This window comes from Candidatus Palauibacter irciniicola (assembly GCF_965208695.1).
GTDB lineage: Bacteria > Gemmatimonadota > Gemmatimonadetes > Palauibacterales > Palauibacteraceae > Palauibacter > Palauibacter irciniicola.
Map to the genome: position 1 here is coordinate 1,090,840 of NZ_OZ242352.1, position 13,731 is coordinate 1,104,570.

Sequence of the window (13,731 nt, forward strand, 5' to 3'; positions counted from 1 at the left end):
GGCGTCGAATCGTCGGCCCGGGCGATTCGCACCTCCGCCCGCCGCCGGCGCGACTCGCCGGCCCGGGGTGCTTCCCGATTCCGTTTCGAGCCGGAGACATGGACGAGCGAGACCGCATGCTGGAGAAGGCTCAGGAGTTGGGGCGCATCATCTCCCAGTTGCCCGAGTACGCCTACCTGCGCGCGGCCCGCCGCGAAATCGACGAGGACCGCGACGCGACGGAACTGCTCAACCGGATGCGCGACCTGCAGAGTACGCTCATGGAAACCGTCGGGCGCGGCGAGCGGCCGAGCGAGGAGCAGGAACGGGAATTCGCCGAACTCCAGGAGAAGGTCCAGACGAACACCCGCTATCAGGCCCTCATCTCCTCTCAGGCGAACTTCGAGAAGCTCATGGAGCGGGTGGATCGAGCGATCGGGGACGGAGTCCGGAAGGGGGAGGAAAGCCGGATCATCCTCCCGACATGAAGGCGGCCCGCGACCTGGGGGAACGCGCGCTGCGCGCGATCTTCGAGCCGGCCATGGCGTGGCTCACGAGACGCCGCGTCCACCCCAACGTCATCAGCACGCTCGGTTTCGTCATCACCTGCAGTTCCGGCTATTTCTTTCATCAGCATCATGTGAGCACGGCCGGCTTCCTCGTCCTCCTGGGCGGCGTGTTCGACCTGTTCGACGGCACGGTCGCGCGCCGCACGGGCCTGGCCTCTTCCTTCGGGGCCTTCTACGACTCGACGCTCGACCGGCTTTCAGAGATCGTCGTGTACCTGGGGCTCCTCTCCCTGTACAACGACTACCGTCTCGAACTGGGCGACGTGGGGATGATCTACTGGATCGTGCTCGCGCTCGCCGGCTCGCTGATGATCAGCTACACCCGCGCCCGCGCCGAGGCGCTCGGCATCGCCTGTTACGTCGGGCTGATGCAGCGTCCGGAACGGGTCATCCTGATCGGCTTCGCCGCGCTCATCTTTGGCGAGACGACCATGTTCGGGCACCAGGGCCTCGTGCTCAGGGTCGTGATCATCGGCCTCGCGATTCTCACCAACCTGACCGCCTTCCAGCGGATCTGGTGGGTGTACCGGAATACGCGGCCCGACGGCGAGCCGCCCGGGAAATCGGACTGAACCAGACACGGAGTGAACCGGCATCGTGGATTCGGATAGATTACCTGCAACCATTGCCTCCGCCGAAGGAACGCTCGGCGTTCTTCTCGTAGGGCTGGGGGCGGTCTCGACGACCTTCATCGCCGGCGTGGAGGCGGCGCGCCGGGGGCGGAACCGGCCCATCGGATCGCTCACGCAGATGAACACGATCCGGCTAGGGAAGCGGACGGAGAACCGCACCCCGCTCATCCGCGACTTCGTGCCGCTGGCCGAACTGGACGACCTCGTCTTCGGCGCCTGGGACCCGATCCCCGACAACGCCTACGAGTCCGCCAAGGTGTGCGGCGTCCTCCGGCCCGAGGACATCGATCCGCTAGCGGACTTCATGCGCGGCATCGAGCCGATGCCGGCCGCCTTCGACCGCGCCTACGTGAAGAAGCTCGACGGCTCGAACGTCAAGACGGGGGCCAACAAGCGTGACCTCGCCGAGCAGCTCCGCCGGGACATCCGCCGGTTCAAGGCGGAGAACGGCTGCGACCGCCTCGTGATGGTGTGGGCGGCCTCGACCGAGATCTTCATGAAGCCGAGTCCGGTGCACGACAGCCCGGCCGCCTTCGAGCGCGCCATGGAAGAGGACCACCCGGACATCGCGCCCTCGATGCTCTACGCCTGGGCCGCGCTCATGGAGGGGGTGCCGTTCGCAAACGGGGCGCCGAACCTGACGTGCGACATCCCCGCGCTTCTCGCGCTCGCCGCCGAACGCGGCGTGGCGATCGCCGGGAAGGACTTCAAGACGGGCCAGACGCTGATGAAGACGATCCTGGCTCCCGGCCTCAAGGCGCGCATGCTCGGCCTCAACGGCTGGTTCTCGACGAACATCCTCGGCAACCGGGACGGCGAGGTGCTCGACGACCCGGAGAGTTTCAAGACGAAGGAAGAATCGAAGCTCGGGGCCCTCGAGTATATCCTGCAGCCGGACATGTACCCGGACCTCTATGAGAACATGTATCACAAGGTCCGCATCAACTACTATCCGCCGCGCGGCGACAACAAGGAAGGTTGGGACAATCTCGACATATTCGGCTGGATGGGGTACGGCATGCAGATCAAGATCGATTTTCTGTGCCGCGACTCCATTCTGGCCGCGCCCATCGTGCTGGACCTGGCGCTCTTTCTCGACCTCGCGGCGCGCTCCGGACTTTCGGGGGTCCAGGAATGGCTGTCCTTCTACTTCAAGGCGCCGCAGACGGCGCCGGACCTGTATCCGGAACACGACATCTTCATCCAGCACTGGAAGCTCAAGAACACGTTGCGCTGGCTGAAGGGCGAGGAGCAGATCACACACCTCGGCGTGGAGTACTACGACTGAATGAAGGGGTGCTTCCTCGTATTCGAGGGACCGGAGGGGTCGGGGAAGTCGCTCCAGATCGAGCGGCTGGCCGAACGGCTGTTCGCGGCCGGCGTGCCGCGCACGGTGACGCGGGAACCCGGAGGCACGGCGGCGGCGGAAGCGATTCGGGGCGTGCTCCTCGACCGGCCGGAGCTGCGGCTCGACGGGATCGCCGAACTGCTGCTCTTTTCGGCGGCCCGCCGCGCCCATGTGGAAGAGGTGATCCGGCCCGCGCTGACGCGTGGCGAAGTCGTCCTCTGCGACCGCTTCGAACTTTCGACGCGGGTCTACCAGGGGAGCGCGCGAGGAGTCCACGCGGAGACGGTCGAACAGGTCACCCGCGCCGCGACGGGCGGTCTCCTTCCGGAGCTCTACCTCGTGCTCGACGTACCGGTGAACGTGGGTCTGGATCGACAGGGGCAGGATCGGGAAGACCCGGGGCAGCTGGCCTTCTTCGGGTCCGCGCCCGATCGGATCGAGCTCGAGAAGCGGTCGTTCCGCGAGCGCGTGCGGGAAGGGTATCGGGAGTTGGCGGCGGCGGATGAGAGGATCGTGATCCTCGACGGCTCCGGGACTCCGGATGAGGTGGAAGCCCGGATTCTGGCGATCCTTCAGGAGAGGCTCCCGGGCCGCTTCCAGGCGGTGAACTTTCCTCGTTGACCGCGCGGTGTGACATTGACGGTAGCGGCGGAGTGCCGCTCGAACGCGGCCCGGCGCGATGCGGGGCTGCCACCACGGAGGATGCATGAGAGTGCAGCGATCCTGGACGACGGGAGTGCTGGTCGGCGCCATCGCTCTGGCGACCGGCGGCTGGCTGATCAACCAGAGCGGGGCCGCGAGCGGCGGAGAAAGCCGTCGGCTCCTGGATGAGATCCACCGTCTGATCTCCGCCCGCTTCGTCGATGAGATCCCGCCGGAAGAGTTGTACCAGATGGCGATCGACGGGATGCTCGAGAATCTGGGCGACCCGTACACCACCTTCCTCGAACCCCGGGATTCCGAGGACCTGCGTCTCACCACGACAGGCAACTACGGAGGGCTCGGCGTCCGGATCGACGTGAAGGACGACTGGATCACGGTCGTCCAGGTGCTCCCGAACTCGCCGGCCCTCCGCGAGGGACTCGAGGTCGGCGACCGCATCATCGAGGTCGAGGGCGAGTCCGCCGAGGGCTGGTCGGTGGACAAGGCCGTCGACACGCTGCGGGGAGAGAAGGGGGCGCCCGTCAACATCACCATCGCGAGGGTCGGCGTGGACCGACCGCTCGCGATTCGGATCGTGCGTGACGTCATTCAGGTGGCGCAGGCGCAGGGCTTCGTCCTGGACGGCGACATCGGCTACGTGACGCTGCGCGGCTTCAGCCGCGAGGCGAAGGAGGAACTGGTCGCGACGCTGGACCGCCTCGTCGAGGAGGGGGCCGGCGGACTGATCCTCGACCTGCGACGGAACCCCGGCGGTCTGCTGCCGGCGGGAATCGACGTCACGGACCTGTTTCTGGAGCGGGGCAGGCCCGTGGTCGAGACGCGTTCACGCCTGGACGAGCAGAACTACCTGTTCCGCGCCTCCAGCGAGGATCGCTACGCGGATATCCCGATCGTCGTCGTCGTGGACGGGCTCAGCGCGAGCGCGTCCGAGATCGTGGCCGGCGCGCTGCAGGATCACGACCGCGCGGTCGTCGTGGGCACGACGACGTTCGGCAAGGGTTCCGTGCAGACGCTGTACGGCCTCTCCGGGAACCACAGCATGAAGGTCACGACGGCCCGCTGGTACACGCCGGCGGGTCGGTCCATCACGAAGGACTTCGACCGCGCGAGTGCGCTGCGCGACCTCGCCGCGAGCGCCGTGGCGATTTCCGGCGAACCGATTGCCGCGCGGTCGGAGCCGGAAGACCGTGAGGAGTTCAAGACGATGGGCGGCCGGACGGTGTATGGCGGCGGCGGGATCACTCCGGATCTGATCGTCTACCGCGACACGCTCTCCACCGAGGAACAGGAACTGCGGCGCCTCGCGACGCGCTCGGGGGCGATCCCGCGGAACATCGTTTTCCGCTGGGCCGTCGAGTATTCGAACGAACACGATTTCAACGAGGGGTTCTCCGTCACGCAGGCGATGCGGGAAGAGGTCTGGACCGCGCTCGTGGACGCGGGAGCCGAGGTCGAGAGGGAACTCTTCGACCAGTCGCAGACCTATGTCGACTGGCTCATCGCGGATGAGCTGGCCGGCGCGGAGTTCGGGGAGGTGCCCCAGCTCCGCAGCCGGGCCGTGCGTGACGCCCAGATCAACGTGGCGATGGACCTCCTGCGGGAAGCCGATTCGCCCGAAGCGCTGCTCACGGTCGCGGCGCGCGCCGCGGAGGCGCAGAGTGCGGAGGGCACGCGGAGCGACGAACCCGGCGGGGACCGCTAGCGCCGCGACAGATTCAGGAAGTGAGGAGACGAGCGATGAGAAAGCGCACGCGACGGTCGGCCGCGATTGCAACCACGATGGCTCTGATGGCGGCAACCGCGTGCGCCAGCAACCCGCGCCCCGGAACGTACACCCGGCTCCTCATCACCGGCAGCGAGATCCGTGACGCCGGATACCGGTCGGCCTACGAGGCGCTCACGCATCACCGCGAACTGATCATCTTCGAAGACCGCATCGGTTTCAGGGGCGGCAACGACAGCTCCCGTCTGTTCGGGCGCCAGACGCAGGACTACTACGTGCCGATGCTCGTCGTGGACGGCGACTTCAACCAGAACGACGCGGTCACCACGCTGCGGCGGATTCCGGCGGAGGACATCGTGTCGATCCGGCTGTACCACCAGAGCATGGTTCCGCCCCGCTATCGCCGGCCGGGCGCCGAGGGCGGCGTGATCGAGGTCAACACCCGCTAGCAGTCCGTGGCGACCCCCCCGCCTTGAGCGTTGATGGTACGCGGCCGAGACTCCTCGTCTTCGGCCGCCTGCCCGAGCCGGGCTACGTCAAGACGCGCCTCCATCCCGAGCTGACCAGGGAGGGGAGCGCCGTCCTGTACGAGGCGTTCCTCGACGACGTCATGAAGCTCGCGCCGGACGGAGTGGCCGTGGAGTTGTGGGTACCCGATCGTCCCGGAGCGATGGAGCGGCTGGGCTCCCGATACCCGGCGGCTCGCGTCCGGCTTCAACCCGGAGGTTCGCTCGGCGACCGCCTCGAAATGGCGTTTGCCCGCGCCTTCAGCGACGGTGTCGATCGCGCGGTGGCGCTCGGAAGCGACCATCCGACGCTGCCGGCCGACTTCGTGGTGCGAGCGTTCGACGCGCTGGCGGATCGCCCGATGGCCCTCGGCCCGAGCCTGGATGGCGGATACTACGCGGTCGGACTGCGCGGGTCGGCCTGGCCCCGGGCGCGCGGTCTCTTCGCCGGAGCCCCCTGGTCGACGTCCGGGCTGTTCACGTGGACGCGCGCGCGCGCAGCGTCGCTGCGGCTCGACTGCGTCGAACTGCCGCCCTGGTACGACGTGGACCGTCCGGCCGATCTGGCCCGCATGGCGGGCGACCTGACCGAAGGGAGCGCGACGGCCGGAGCCTGGGCCCGGCTCGCGCCGCCGCCGGCGGGAGCGGAAGGGTGATGGAACCGATCCGCGTCACGGTGGACCGGGCCGGAACGCGCGAGTCGTCGCATCTCGTGTACGGCGTGGTCCACGAGGTCGGTTCCCCGGGTCGCCGCCACGCCTTCGGCGATCCGCGACTGACGGCCTTCTGGCGTTCCTCGATGAAGCCGCTCCAGATCCTTCCAGCCGTCAGGGACGGCGTGTTCGGGCGCCTCGGGCTCGGCGCGGAGGCGCTGGCGCTGGCGTGTGCTTCGCACCACGGCACGCCGCGGCACCTGGAGGTCGTGCAGTCGGTGATCGACGCGGCGGGGCTGACGCCGGAGATGTTCGCATGCGGACCGCACCGGCCCTTCGATGACGGGGCGGCCCGCGGGATGGATCGGGCCGGGCGCCTGCCGGGGCGGATCCACAACAACTGTTCGGGTCAGCATGCGGCGCTGCTGGCGCTCTGCGTTGACCGTGGCTGGCCCGTGGCGGGTTACCACCAACCGGAGCACCCGCTGCAGCGCGCGATCCGCCGCGAACTCTCGGCGTGGCTGGGTGAAGACGGCGAGCGCCTGCCGTGGGGGACGGATGGGTGCGGCCTTCCGACCCCCGCCCTCGCGCTGCGGGATATGGCGCGGGTGTTCGCGGACTTCGGCGCCTCGTCGGAGGCGGCGGTGCGGTCCGTTGTGACCGCGATGACGGCGCACCCGACATTGGTTTCGGGTCCCGCGGCGCTTTCGGCGAACCTGATGCGGGCGTCTTCCGGTCGGATTCTCGCCAAGGAGGGGGCGGAGGGAGTCTTCTGTCTGGCGAGCGCGGAGGGGACGTGGGGGGCGGCCTTCAAGGTGCTGGATGGGGCCACGCGGCCGCTGGGGCCGGCAGTCGTGCACGCGCTTGCCACGCTGTCGCTGCTGGAACCGGAGGAGGTCGGGCGCCTGGAGAGCTTCGCGCGTCCGGTGGTTCGGAACACGTGCGGGAATGAGGTCGGCGTGCTTTCGGTGGAGGGGGAATCTTGTTCGTCGACGTAGCGAGAATACACGTAACCGGCGGGGCGGGCGGCGCGGGCGCCGTCGCCTTCCGGCGCGAGAAGGGGGTGCCCCGCGGCGGGCCCGCCGGCGGCCGTGGCGGAAACGGCGGTGGCGTGATCCTCGTGGCGGATCGCCGGCTCGACACGCTGCTCGACTACTCGTACCGCGAGCACTACAAGGCCGGGCGCGCGGGTCACGGGGAGGGGAAGAACCGCGACGGGGCCTCGGGGGAGGATCTGCGGCTCCCCGTACCTCTCGGGACGCTCGTGCGCGATGTCGAGACGGGCGAGCGGGTCGGGGAACTGCTCGAGGAGGGCGATGAACTCGTCGTGGCCCGGGGCGGCCGCGGAGGGAGAGGCAACGCGAGCTTCGCTTCGCCCACGCGACAGACGCCGCGCGAATGGGAACCCGGGGAGTGGGGGGAGGAGCGGCACATCGAACTCGAACTCAAGCTCATCGCCGACGTGGGCCTGGTGGGGGAGCCCAACGCGGGCAAATCGACGCTCCTCGCCCGCGTGACGGCGGCGAGACCCCGGATCGCGGATTATCCCTTCACCACGCTGACGCCCAACCTTGGAGTCGTGGGGTTGAGCGGGCACCGCTCGTTCGTGATGGCGGACATCCCGGGCATCATCGAAGGGGCGCACGAGGGGCGCGGTCTGGGCACGCAGTTCCTTCGGCACATCGAGCGCACGCGCACCCTCGCGCTCCTCGTGCCGGTGGACGACGAGGATCCGCAGGCGACGTACGATCTGCTGCGCGAGGAACTGCGGGCGCACGACGCGGCGCTCGCCGGCATATCTCACTGCGTGCTCCTGACGAAGGCCGACCTGGATCCCGAGGCGGCCCGACCGCCGGTGTCGGTCGAAGCCCCGGGGAGCTGGGGCCAGTTCACGGTCTCGGCCGTGAGCGGGGCCGGCCTCGACCGCGCGCTCGAGGGTCTGTGGGCGCGCGTGCAGAGGGAGAAGGAGGCTGCGGCGGGCGATGCCGAAGCGGATCCGTTCGGAAGCAGCGAAGCGTGGCGCCCGTGACGGAGACGCGTGCCGTGCGGCGCTCTGCGACGGACGATGGGGAGTTGGCGGCGCTCGTCGTCCTGGCCCGCGCCCCCGGCATCGGTCTGCGTACCGTCCGGCGCCTGGTCGACCGCCACGGCGGGGCGTCGGCGGCGCTCGAAACGCTGCGCCGGGCCGCGCCGGACGACCTGCGCGCGGCGCGGTCGCTGCTGCGTGAAGCGCGTACCAGGGGGATGCGCGTGGCGGGGTATACGGACTGTGGGGAGGCCGCATATTCCGCGGGGCTGCGCGATCTCCCCGATCCGCCACCGGTTCTCTTCGAGCGTGGCCCCGGGACGCCGGACTCCGAGCGGATGATCGCGGTCGTGGGCACGCGCGCCGCGTCGTCCTACGGGCTGCGCACGGCATATGCCCTGGGAAGGGAACTCGGACGCTGGGGCTGGACGGTGGTCAGCGGCATGGCGCGCGGCATCGATGCGGCGGCCCACGCCGGCGCCCTCGACGCGGGCGGGCAGACCATCGGAGTTCTCGGAACCGGGCTCGACCGAGAATACCCGGCGGAAAACCGGGACCTGTACCGGAGGATGCGTTCGCACGGCATCCTGCTGAGCGAGTTCGAGCCGGGGGCGCCGCCGACGCGTTCCGCGTTTCCGCGCCGCAACCGGGTGATCGCGGCCCTCGCCCGCGGCGTCATCGTCGTGGAGGCGGGCGGGAGGAGCGGGGCCCTGAACACGGCGGACCATGCCCTCGACCTGGGTCGCGAAGTGCTCGCGGTGCCCGGGCGGATCGATGATCCGGGAGCCGCCGGGTGCCTTCGTCTGCTGCGCCAGGGCGCCGGGCTCGTGGCCGGCGTACAGGACGTGTTCGATGCCCTGGGCTGGCTGTGCCTCGAGCCGCCGCCACCGTCGGAAGAAGGACCCGCCCCGGCGGTCGACGGATCCTCCGGTGATCGGCGTCTGCTCGGAGCGCTGTCGCGGGGACCGCGCTCGCCGGACGAACTGGCCGTCGGTCTCGAGATGCCCGTCACGAAAGTGCTTGGCGGACTCGGGCGGCTGGAACTCGAAGGTTGGGTCGAGCGCCGGCCGGGAGGGAGCTTCGCCGCCGTCCGGCGGCGGGGCGGCCGCTGATGTCCGGCGAGTGCCCGCCAGGCTCCCTGTATGTGCATTTTCCGTTCTGCGCGCATCGCTGCCACTACTGCGATTTCTCCGTCCAGCGGGCGTCGGCGCCGCCGGTGTCCCGCTGGCTCGCTGCGATCGAGGCCGAACTCGCCTGGTGGTTCGAGCGCAACGGGTGGGATCGGGGGGAGACGCTGGATACGATTTTCGTGGGAGGCGGGACGCCGTCGCTCATGGGGCCCGCCGGGATGGACGGGCTGGCCTCGCGAATCTCCGCCTGGTTCCGGATCGACCCCGCGCACACCGAATGGACGGCCGAGGCGAACCCCGCATCCTTCGACGTGCGTCTGGGTGCGAGCTGGCGGGCGACGGGCGTGACCCGGCTGAGTCTGGGCGTCCAGGCGCTGGACGATGGGGTTCTGACGTGGCTGGGCCGGCTTCACGACCGGCGCCGGGCCACGGAGGCCGTGGCGGAGGCGAGGGATGCCGGATTCGAAAGCGTGAGCGTGGACCTCATCTTCGGCCTCCCTCCGGAAGTGAAGCGGGATCTCGGGGCGGAGGTGGCAGCGGCGGCGGCCCTCGACGTGTCCCACCTCAGTCTCTACGGCCTGACCGTGGAGCCGCGCACGCCGTTGGCCGAGTGGATCCGACTGGGCCGGGTCGGAGCGCCGGACGAGAAGCGCTACGCGGAGGAGTATCGGCTCCTGTCGCGCGACCTGCGCGCGGCCGGGTATGAACAGTACGAGGTGTCGAATTTCGCCCGTCCGGGCGCGCAGTGCCGCCACAACTGGTCGTACTGGAACCGAACGTCGTATCTTGCCCTCGGCCCGTCCGCGCATGGATTTCTCCCGCCGATCCGCAGTTGGAACGTCTTCCGCTGGGACCGGTATGAACGCGCGCTGCGGGAGGGCCTCGGCCCGCTCGAAGGCTGGGAACGCGTGGGGCCGGAAGAAGAGGAACTGGAACGGATCTGGCTGGGTCTTCGTACGAATCGCGGACTGACGCCCGACTTTGTACAGGAGATCTCGTCGAACGGACTCCGCCTCGACGATTGGGTCGAGGCCGGGTGGATGGAGGAGCGGGGCGGACGCTGGACGGCGACGATCGAAGGCTGGCTCCGCCTGGATACGATCGCCGCCGAACTCGCCGGGGCTGAGAGAGCATGACCCTGCCAACACTGACAGAGCGCGAACGGGCCGTCCTCGCGGCGGTCATCGACTCCTTCGTCCGCACGGCCGCCCCGGCCGGCTCCCGAAGGATCGGGAAGGAGTACGCGCTCGGCGTGTCGCCCGCGACGATCCGCAACACCATGGCGGACCTCGAGAGCAAGGGTCTCCTTACGCACCCCTACACTTCCGCCGGAAGGCTTCCGACGGACCTCGCATACCGGTACTACGTCGATGCGCTCATGCGCTGGGGCAGCATCCGCAAGCGGGATCAGGCCAAGATCGAACGCGAGCTGGGGGATGCGGACGCCGGCGGTGTGGAGGACCTCATGGGCAAGGCGGCGCGCGTCCTCAGCCTCCTGACGGGGGAACTCGGCCTTGCCGTGGGTCCGACGCTCGCCACGGCCACGCTCGAGCGTCTCGAACTCGTGCCGCTTTCGAGCGAGAAGGTGCTCCTGGTGTTCACCATCGAGTCCGGCGTGGTGCGCACCGTGTACGTGGACGTGACGACGCGCGTACCGCGGGAGACGCTCCAGGCGGTGTCGCAGGCGCTGAACGAACGGTTGGCGGGCAGCGCCATCTCGGAGATTCAGGCGACGCTGCGCGAGCGACTGGGCGACCTGAGTTTCAGCAACCGCGGCGCCGAGGAATTGATGAACATCTTCGTTCACAGCGGTCCGGACATCTTCGAGTGGGCCCGCCGCGAGCGCGAGATCCACCTCGGGAGCGCCGCGGCGCTGACCGAACAGCCGGAGTTCACGACGAGCGCGCGCCTGCGCGAACTCCTGCTCCTCACGGAGCGCCGGGAGTTGCTCGCCTCCGTGCTCGGGGAGCGGGGCGGCTCGGACGGTCCGCATGTGACGATCGGCGCCGAGCACGGCCAGCCGGAACTCGAGGATCTGACCATCGTTACGGCCAACTATGCGGTCGGCAGCCTTCAGGGCACGGTCGGCGTGATCGGGCCGACGCGCATGCCGTACGACAAGGTCGTCTCCATCGTCGACTGGACCTCCGATCTTCTCACGCGGCTGATGCCGTGAGCGGACACCGCGACTACTACGAACTGCTCGGCGTCTCGCGCGATGCCGGCGCGGACGAGCTGAAGCGGGCCTACCGGCGCCTCGCCATGGAGTACCATCCGGACCGCAATTCCGCGTCCGACGCGGAGGAGCGGTTCAAGGAGGTGACGGAGGCGTGGGAAGTGCTCCGCGACCCGGGCAAGCGGCAGCTGTACGACCAGTACGGCGAAGCCGGTGTCCGGCGCGGCGGCGGAGGCGAGGCGCCGTTTTCCGGATTCAACAACTTCTCCGACGCGTTCGACGTGTTCATGCGGGAGTTCGGAGGCGGCGGCTTCGGAGGCGGCGGTTTCGGCGACCTGTTCGGAGACGCGAGATCCCCGAACCAGCCGCGGCGTGGCTCGACCCTCAAGGTCTCCGTCACGATCACGCTGGAAGAGGCGGCGAAGGGGGCCCGGCGCTCCCTCCGCGTCTCCGCTCTGGATCGGTGCGAGCGCTGCGACGCGACGGGCGCCGAGCCCGGAAGCACGGCTTCGACGTGCGGGACGTGCCAGGGCTCCGGCGAGCTTCGCATGGTCCAGCGCTCGATGCTGGGACAGTTCGTCTCCGTGCGCCCCTGTTCCGCGTGCGGCGGAGAGGGCACCTGGATCGCGGATGAGTGCCGGGACTGCCGGCGAGCGGGACGCGTGCGGGTCGACCGATCCGTCGACATCGAGATTCCCGCGGGTATTTCGTCCGACGATTACCTGAAGCTGCGCGGGCGCGGCAACGCGGGTCCGCGCGGCGGGCCTGCGGGGGACCTCATCGTGCAGGTGGAGGTCGAGCCGCACGACCGCTTCGAGCGCAGGGGCGATGACCTCGTCCTCGACCTGCCGGTCACGTTCTCCCAGGCGGCGCTGGGCGACGAACTCGACGTGCCGACGATCCTGGGACAGGCCCGGCTCAAGGTGCCCGCGGGGATTCAGGCGGGGCAGGTTCTCAGGCTTCGTGGCCAGGGGATGCCGCGTTTGCGGGCGGCGGGCCACGGGGACCAGCTGGTGCGGGTCCACACGTGGACGCCGAGCGAACTGTCCCGACGCCAGCGCGACATCCTGGAGTCGCTGCGGGAGGTCGAGGACGCGCCGCCCGAGCCGCGCCGGGGCGAGGACCCGAGCTTCTGGGAGCGCGTCAAGGCGGCGTTTACGGCGTAGCGGACGCCGACGCGGCCGCCGCGGCGGGCTGCCGCGCCATGCGGTCCGCGAGGCTCGCGAGAAGCCGGTCGAAGGGGACGGCGAACTTCTCGACGCCCTCCGTCAGCAGTTGGTCCGTGACCTCGTCCAACTCGATTCCTGCAGCGGCCAACTCCGCCATCGTGCGACGGGCGTCGTCGACGCCCTCGGTCAGCGTGCCGGCGACGCGCCCGTGATCCCTGAAGGCGTCGATCGTCTTCTCCGGCAGGGTGTTGACCGTCAGGTCGCCGATGAGGGGCTCGACGTACATCACGTCCGAATACGCGGGGTTCTTCGTGCTCGTGCTCGCCCACAGCATGCGTTGCGGACGGGCGCCGAGCTCCGCGAGACGGGCCCAGCGGTCCGTGGCCAGCCGCCGCTGGAAGCCGACGTAGGCGAGTTTCGCGTTGGCGATCGCCGCCTTGCCGAGCAGGGCCTCGCAGCGGGCGGCGTCGCCTTCCGCGGCATCGGCCAGCGCCCCGAGCTTCCGGTCGGTCAGCCCGTCGATCCGGCTCACGAAGAAGCTGGCCACGGACGCGACGCCGTTGACGGAGCGGCCCGCTTCGAGCCGCTGCTCCAGCGCCTCCGTGTGGGCGTCCGCCACCGCCTCGTACGCGGCGATGGAGAAGAGGAGCGTCACGTTCACGTTCACGCCCTCGAACAGCGCCTGCCGGATGGCCGGGACTCCGGCCGGCGTCCCGGGGATCTTGATGAGGACGTTCTCGCGGGCGACTTCATCGTTGAGGCGGCGCGCCTCCCGCACCGTGCCCTCCGTATCGTTCGCCAGATGGGGCGACACCTCGAGGGAAACGTATCCGTCGACGCCGCCGGAACTCTCCCACACGCCCCGCAGGACATCGCACGCGCCCTGGACGTCGGCGATCGTGAGCCGGTCGTAGACATCCTCGACGCCGAGACCCGCGGCCGTGAAGCGGGCGATGTCCTCATCGTACTGGGCGCTGCCCGTGATGGCGTTGTGGAAGATCGCGGGGTTCGAGGTGACCCCTCGCAACCCTTCGGTCTCGACCCGGCGAGCCAGCGTTCCGTCGACCAGCATCCCGCGCGTCAGGTTGTCGAGCCAGTAGCTCTGGCCGTGCTCCTGGAGTTGAAGCAGCGCGCTCATCCTTCTCCCCTCCCCGTGG

At 69.5% G+C, this 13,731-nt stretch carries 14 protein-coding genes; 13 read left to right on the forward strand and 1 reads right to left on the reverse strand.

Annotation, left to right across the window (positions count from 1 at the left end; all coding sequences use genetic code 11):
* Nucleotides 1-98 precede the first annotated feature (98 nt).
* From ACOGI9_RS04470 to dnaJ, 13 genes are all read left to right on the forward strand, one after another.
* Nucleotides 99-467: a YlbF family regulator gene (locus tag ACOGI9_RS04470; protein ID WP_419858688.1), complete on the forward strand. Its 369-nt coding sequence runs from the start codon at nucleotides 99-101 to the stop codon at nucleotides 465-467.
* Nucleotides 464-1,120 carry a CDP-alcohol phosphatidyltransferase family protein gene (locus ACOGI9_RS04475; protein ID WP_419858689.1) on the forward strand — a complete coding sequence of 219 codons (657 nt, stop codon included), beginning with the start codon at nucleotides 464-466 and terminating at the stop codon, nucleotides 1,118-1,120. Before ACOGI9_RS04470 ends, ACOGI9_RS04475 begins: the two co-directional genes overlap by 4 nt.
* Nucleotides 1,121-1,145: 25 nt before the next feature.
* The gene (locus tag ACOGI9_RS04480) at nucleotides 1,146-2,468 is read left to right on the forward strand and encodes an inositol-3-phosphate synthase (RefSeq protein WP_419858690.1); all 1,323 of its coding nucleotides are present in this window, start codon (nucleotides 1,146-1,148) and stop codon (nucleotides 2,466-2,468) included.
* Nucleotides 2,469-3,149 carry a dTMP kinase gene (gene tmk / locus ACOGI9_RS04485; RefSeq protein ID WP_419858691.1) on the forward strand — a complete coding sequence of 227 codons (681 nt, stop codon included), beginning with the start codon at nucleotides 2,469-2,471 and terminating at the stop codon, nucleotides 3,147-3,149.
* An 85-nt stretch (nucleotides 3,150-3,234) separates the two neighbouring features.
* Nucleotides 3,235-4,893, forward strand: coding sequence for a S41 family peptidase (locus ACOGI9_RS04490; protein ID WP_419858692.1), 1,659 nt, complete (start codon nucleotides 3,235-3,237; stop codon nucleotides 4,891-4,893).
* A 35-nt stretch (nucleotides 4,894-4,928) separates the two neighbouring features.
* On the forward strand, nucleotides 4,929-5,363 hold the full coding sequence (locus ACOGI9_RS04495) for a hypothetical protein (RefSeq protein ID WP_419858693.1): 435 nt from the start codon (nucleotides 4,929-4,931) through the stop codon (nucleotides 5,361-5,363).
* Between the two features lie 23 nt (nucleotides 5,364-5,386).
* Entirely contained in the window at nucleotides 5,387-6,076 is a 690-nt protein-coding gene (locus ACOGI9_RS04500) for a TIGR04282 family arsenosugar biosynthesis glycosyltransferase (protein WP_419858694.1), read from the forward strand.
* Nucleotides 6,076-7,071, forward strand: coding sequence for an asparaginase (locus ACOGI9_RS04505; protein WP_419858695.1), 996 nt, complete (start codon nucleotides 6,076-6,078; stop codon nucleotides 7,069-7,071). Before ACOGI9_RS04500 ends, ACOGI9_RS04505 begins: the two co-directional genes overlap by 1 nt.
* Entirely contained in the window at nucleotides 7,053-8,102 is a 1,050-nt protein-coding gene (obgE, locus tag ACOGI9_RS04510) for a GTPase ObgE (protein ID WP_419859234.1), read from the forward strand. The genes ACOGI9_RS04505 and obgE overlap by 19 nt, the downstream gene beginning before the upstream one ends.
* 14 nt (nucleotides 8,103-8,116) lie before the next feature.
* The gene (dprA, locus tag ACOGI9_RS04515; protein WP_419858696.1) at nucleotides 8,117-9,211 is read left to right on the forward strand and encodes a DNA-processing protein DprA; all 1,095 of its coding nucleotides are present in this window, start codon (nucleotides 8,117-8,119) and stop codon (nucleotides 9,209-9,211) included.
* A complete protein-coding gene (hemW, locus tag ACOGI9_RS04520; protein WP_419858697.1) occupies nucleotides 9,211-10,365 on the forward strand; it encodes a radical SAM family heme chaperone HemW in 1,155 nt (384 codons plus the stop codon). Before dprA ends, hemW begins: the two co-directional genes overlap by 1 nt.
* Nucleotides 10,362-11,405 carry a heat-inducible transcriptional repressor HrcA gene (hrcA, locus tag ACOGI9_RS04525; RefSeq protein WP_419858698.1) on the forward strand — a complete coding sequence of 348 codons (1,044 nt, stop codon included), beginning with the start codon at nucleotides 10,362-10,364 and terminating at the stop codon, nucleotides 11,403-11,405. Before hemW ends, hrcA begins: the two co-directional genes overlap by 4 nt.
* Nucleotides 11,402-12,571, forward strand: coding sequence for a molecular chaperone DnaJ (gene dnaJ, locus ACOGI9_RS04530; RefSeq protein ID WP_419858699.1), 1,170 nt, complete (start codon nucleotides 11,402-11,404; stop codon nucleotides 12,569-12,571). Before hrcA ends, dnaJ begins: the two co-directional genes overlap by 4 nt.
* On the opposite strand, the gene tal is transcribed toward dnaJ, so the two are convergent.
* Entirely contained in the window at nucleotides 12,561-13,712 is a 1,152-nt protein-coding gene (tal, locus tag ACOGI9_RS04535) for a transaldolase (protein ID WP_419858700.1), read from the reverse strand. The two genes, dnaJ and tal, sit on opposite strands and share 11 nt — an antisense overlap.
* Nucleotides 13,713-13,731 lie beyond the last annotated feature (19 nt).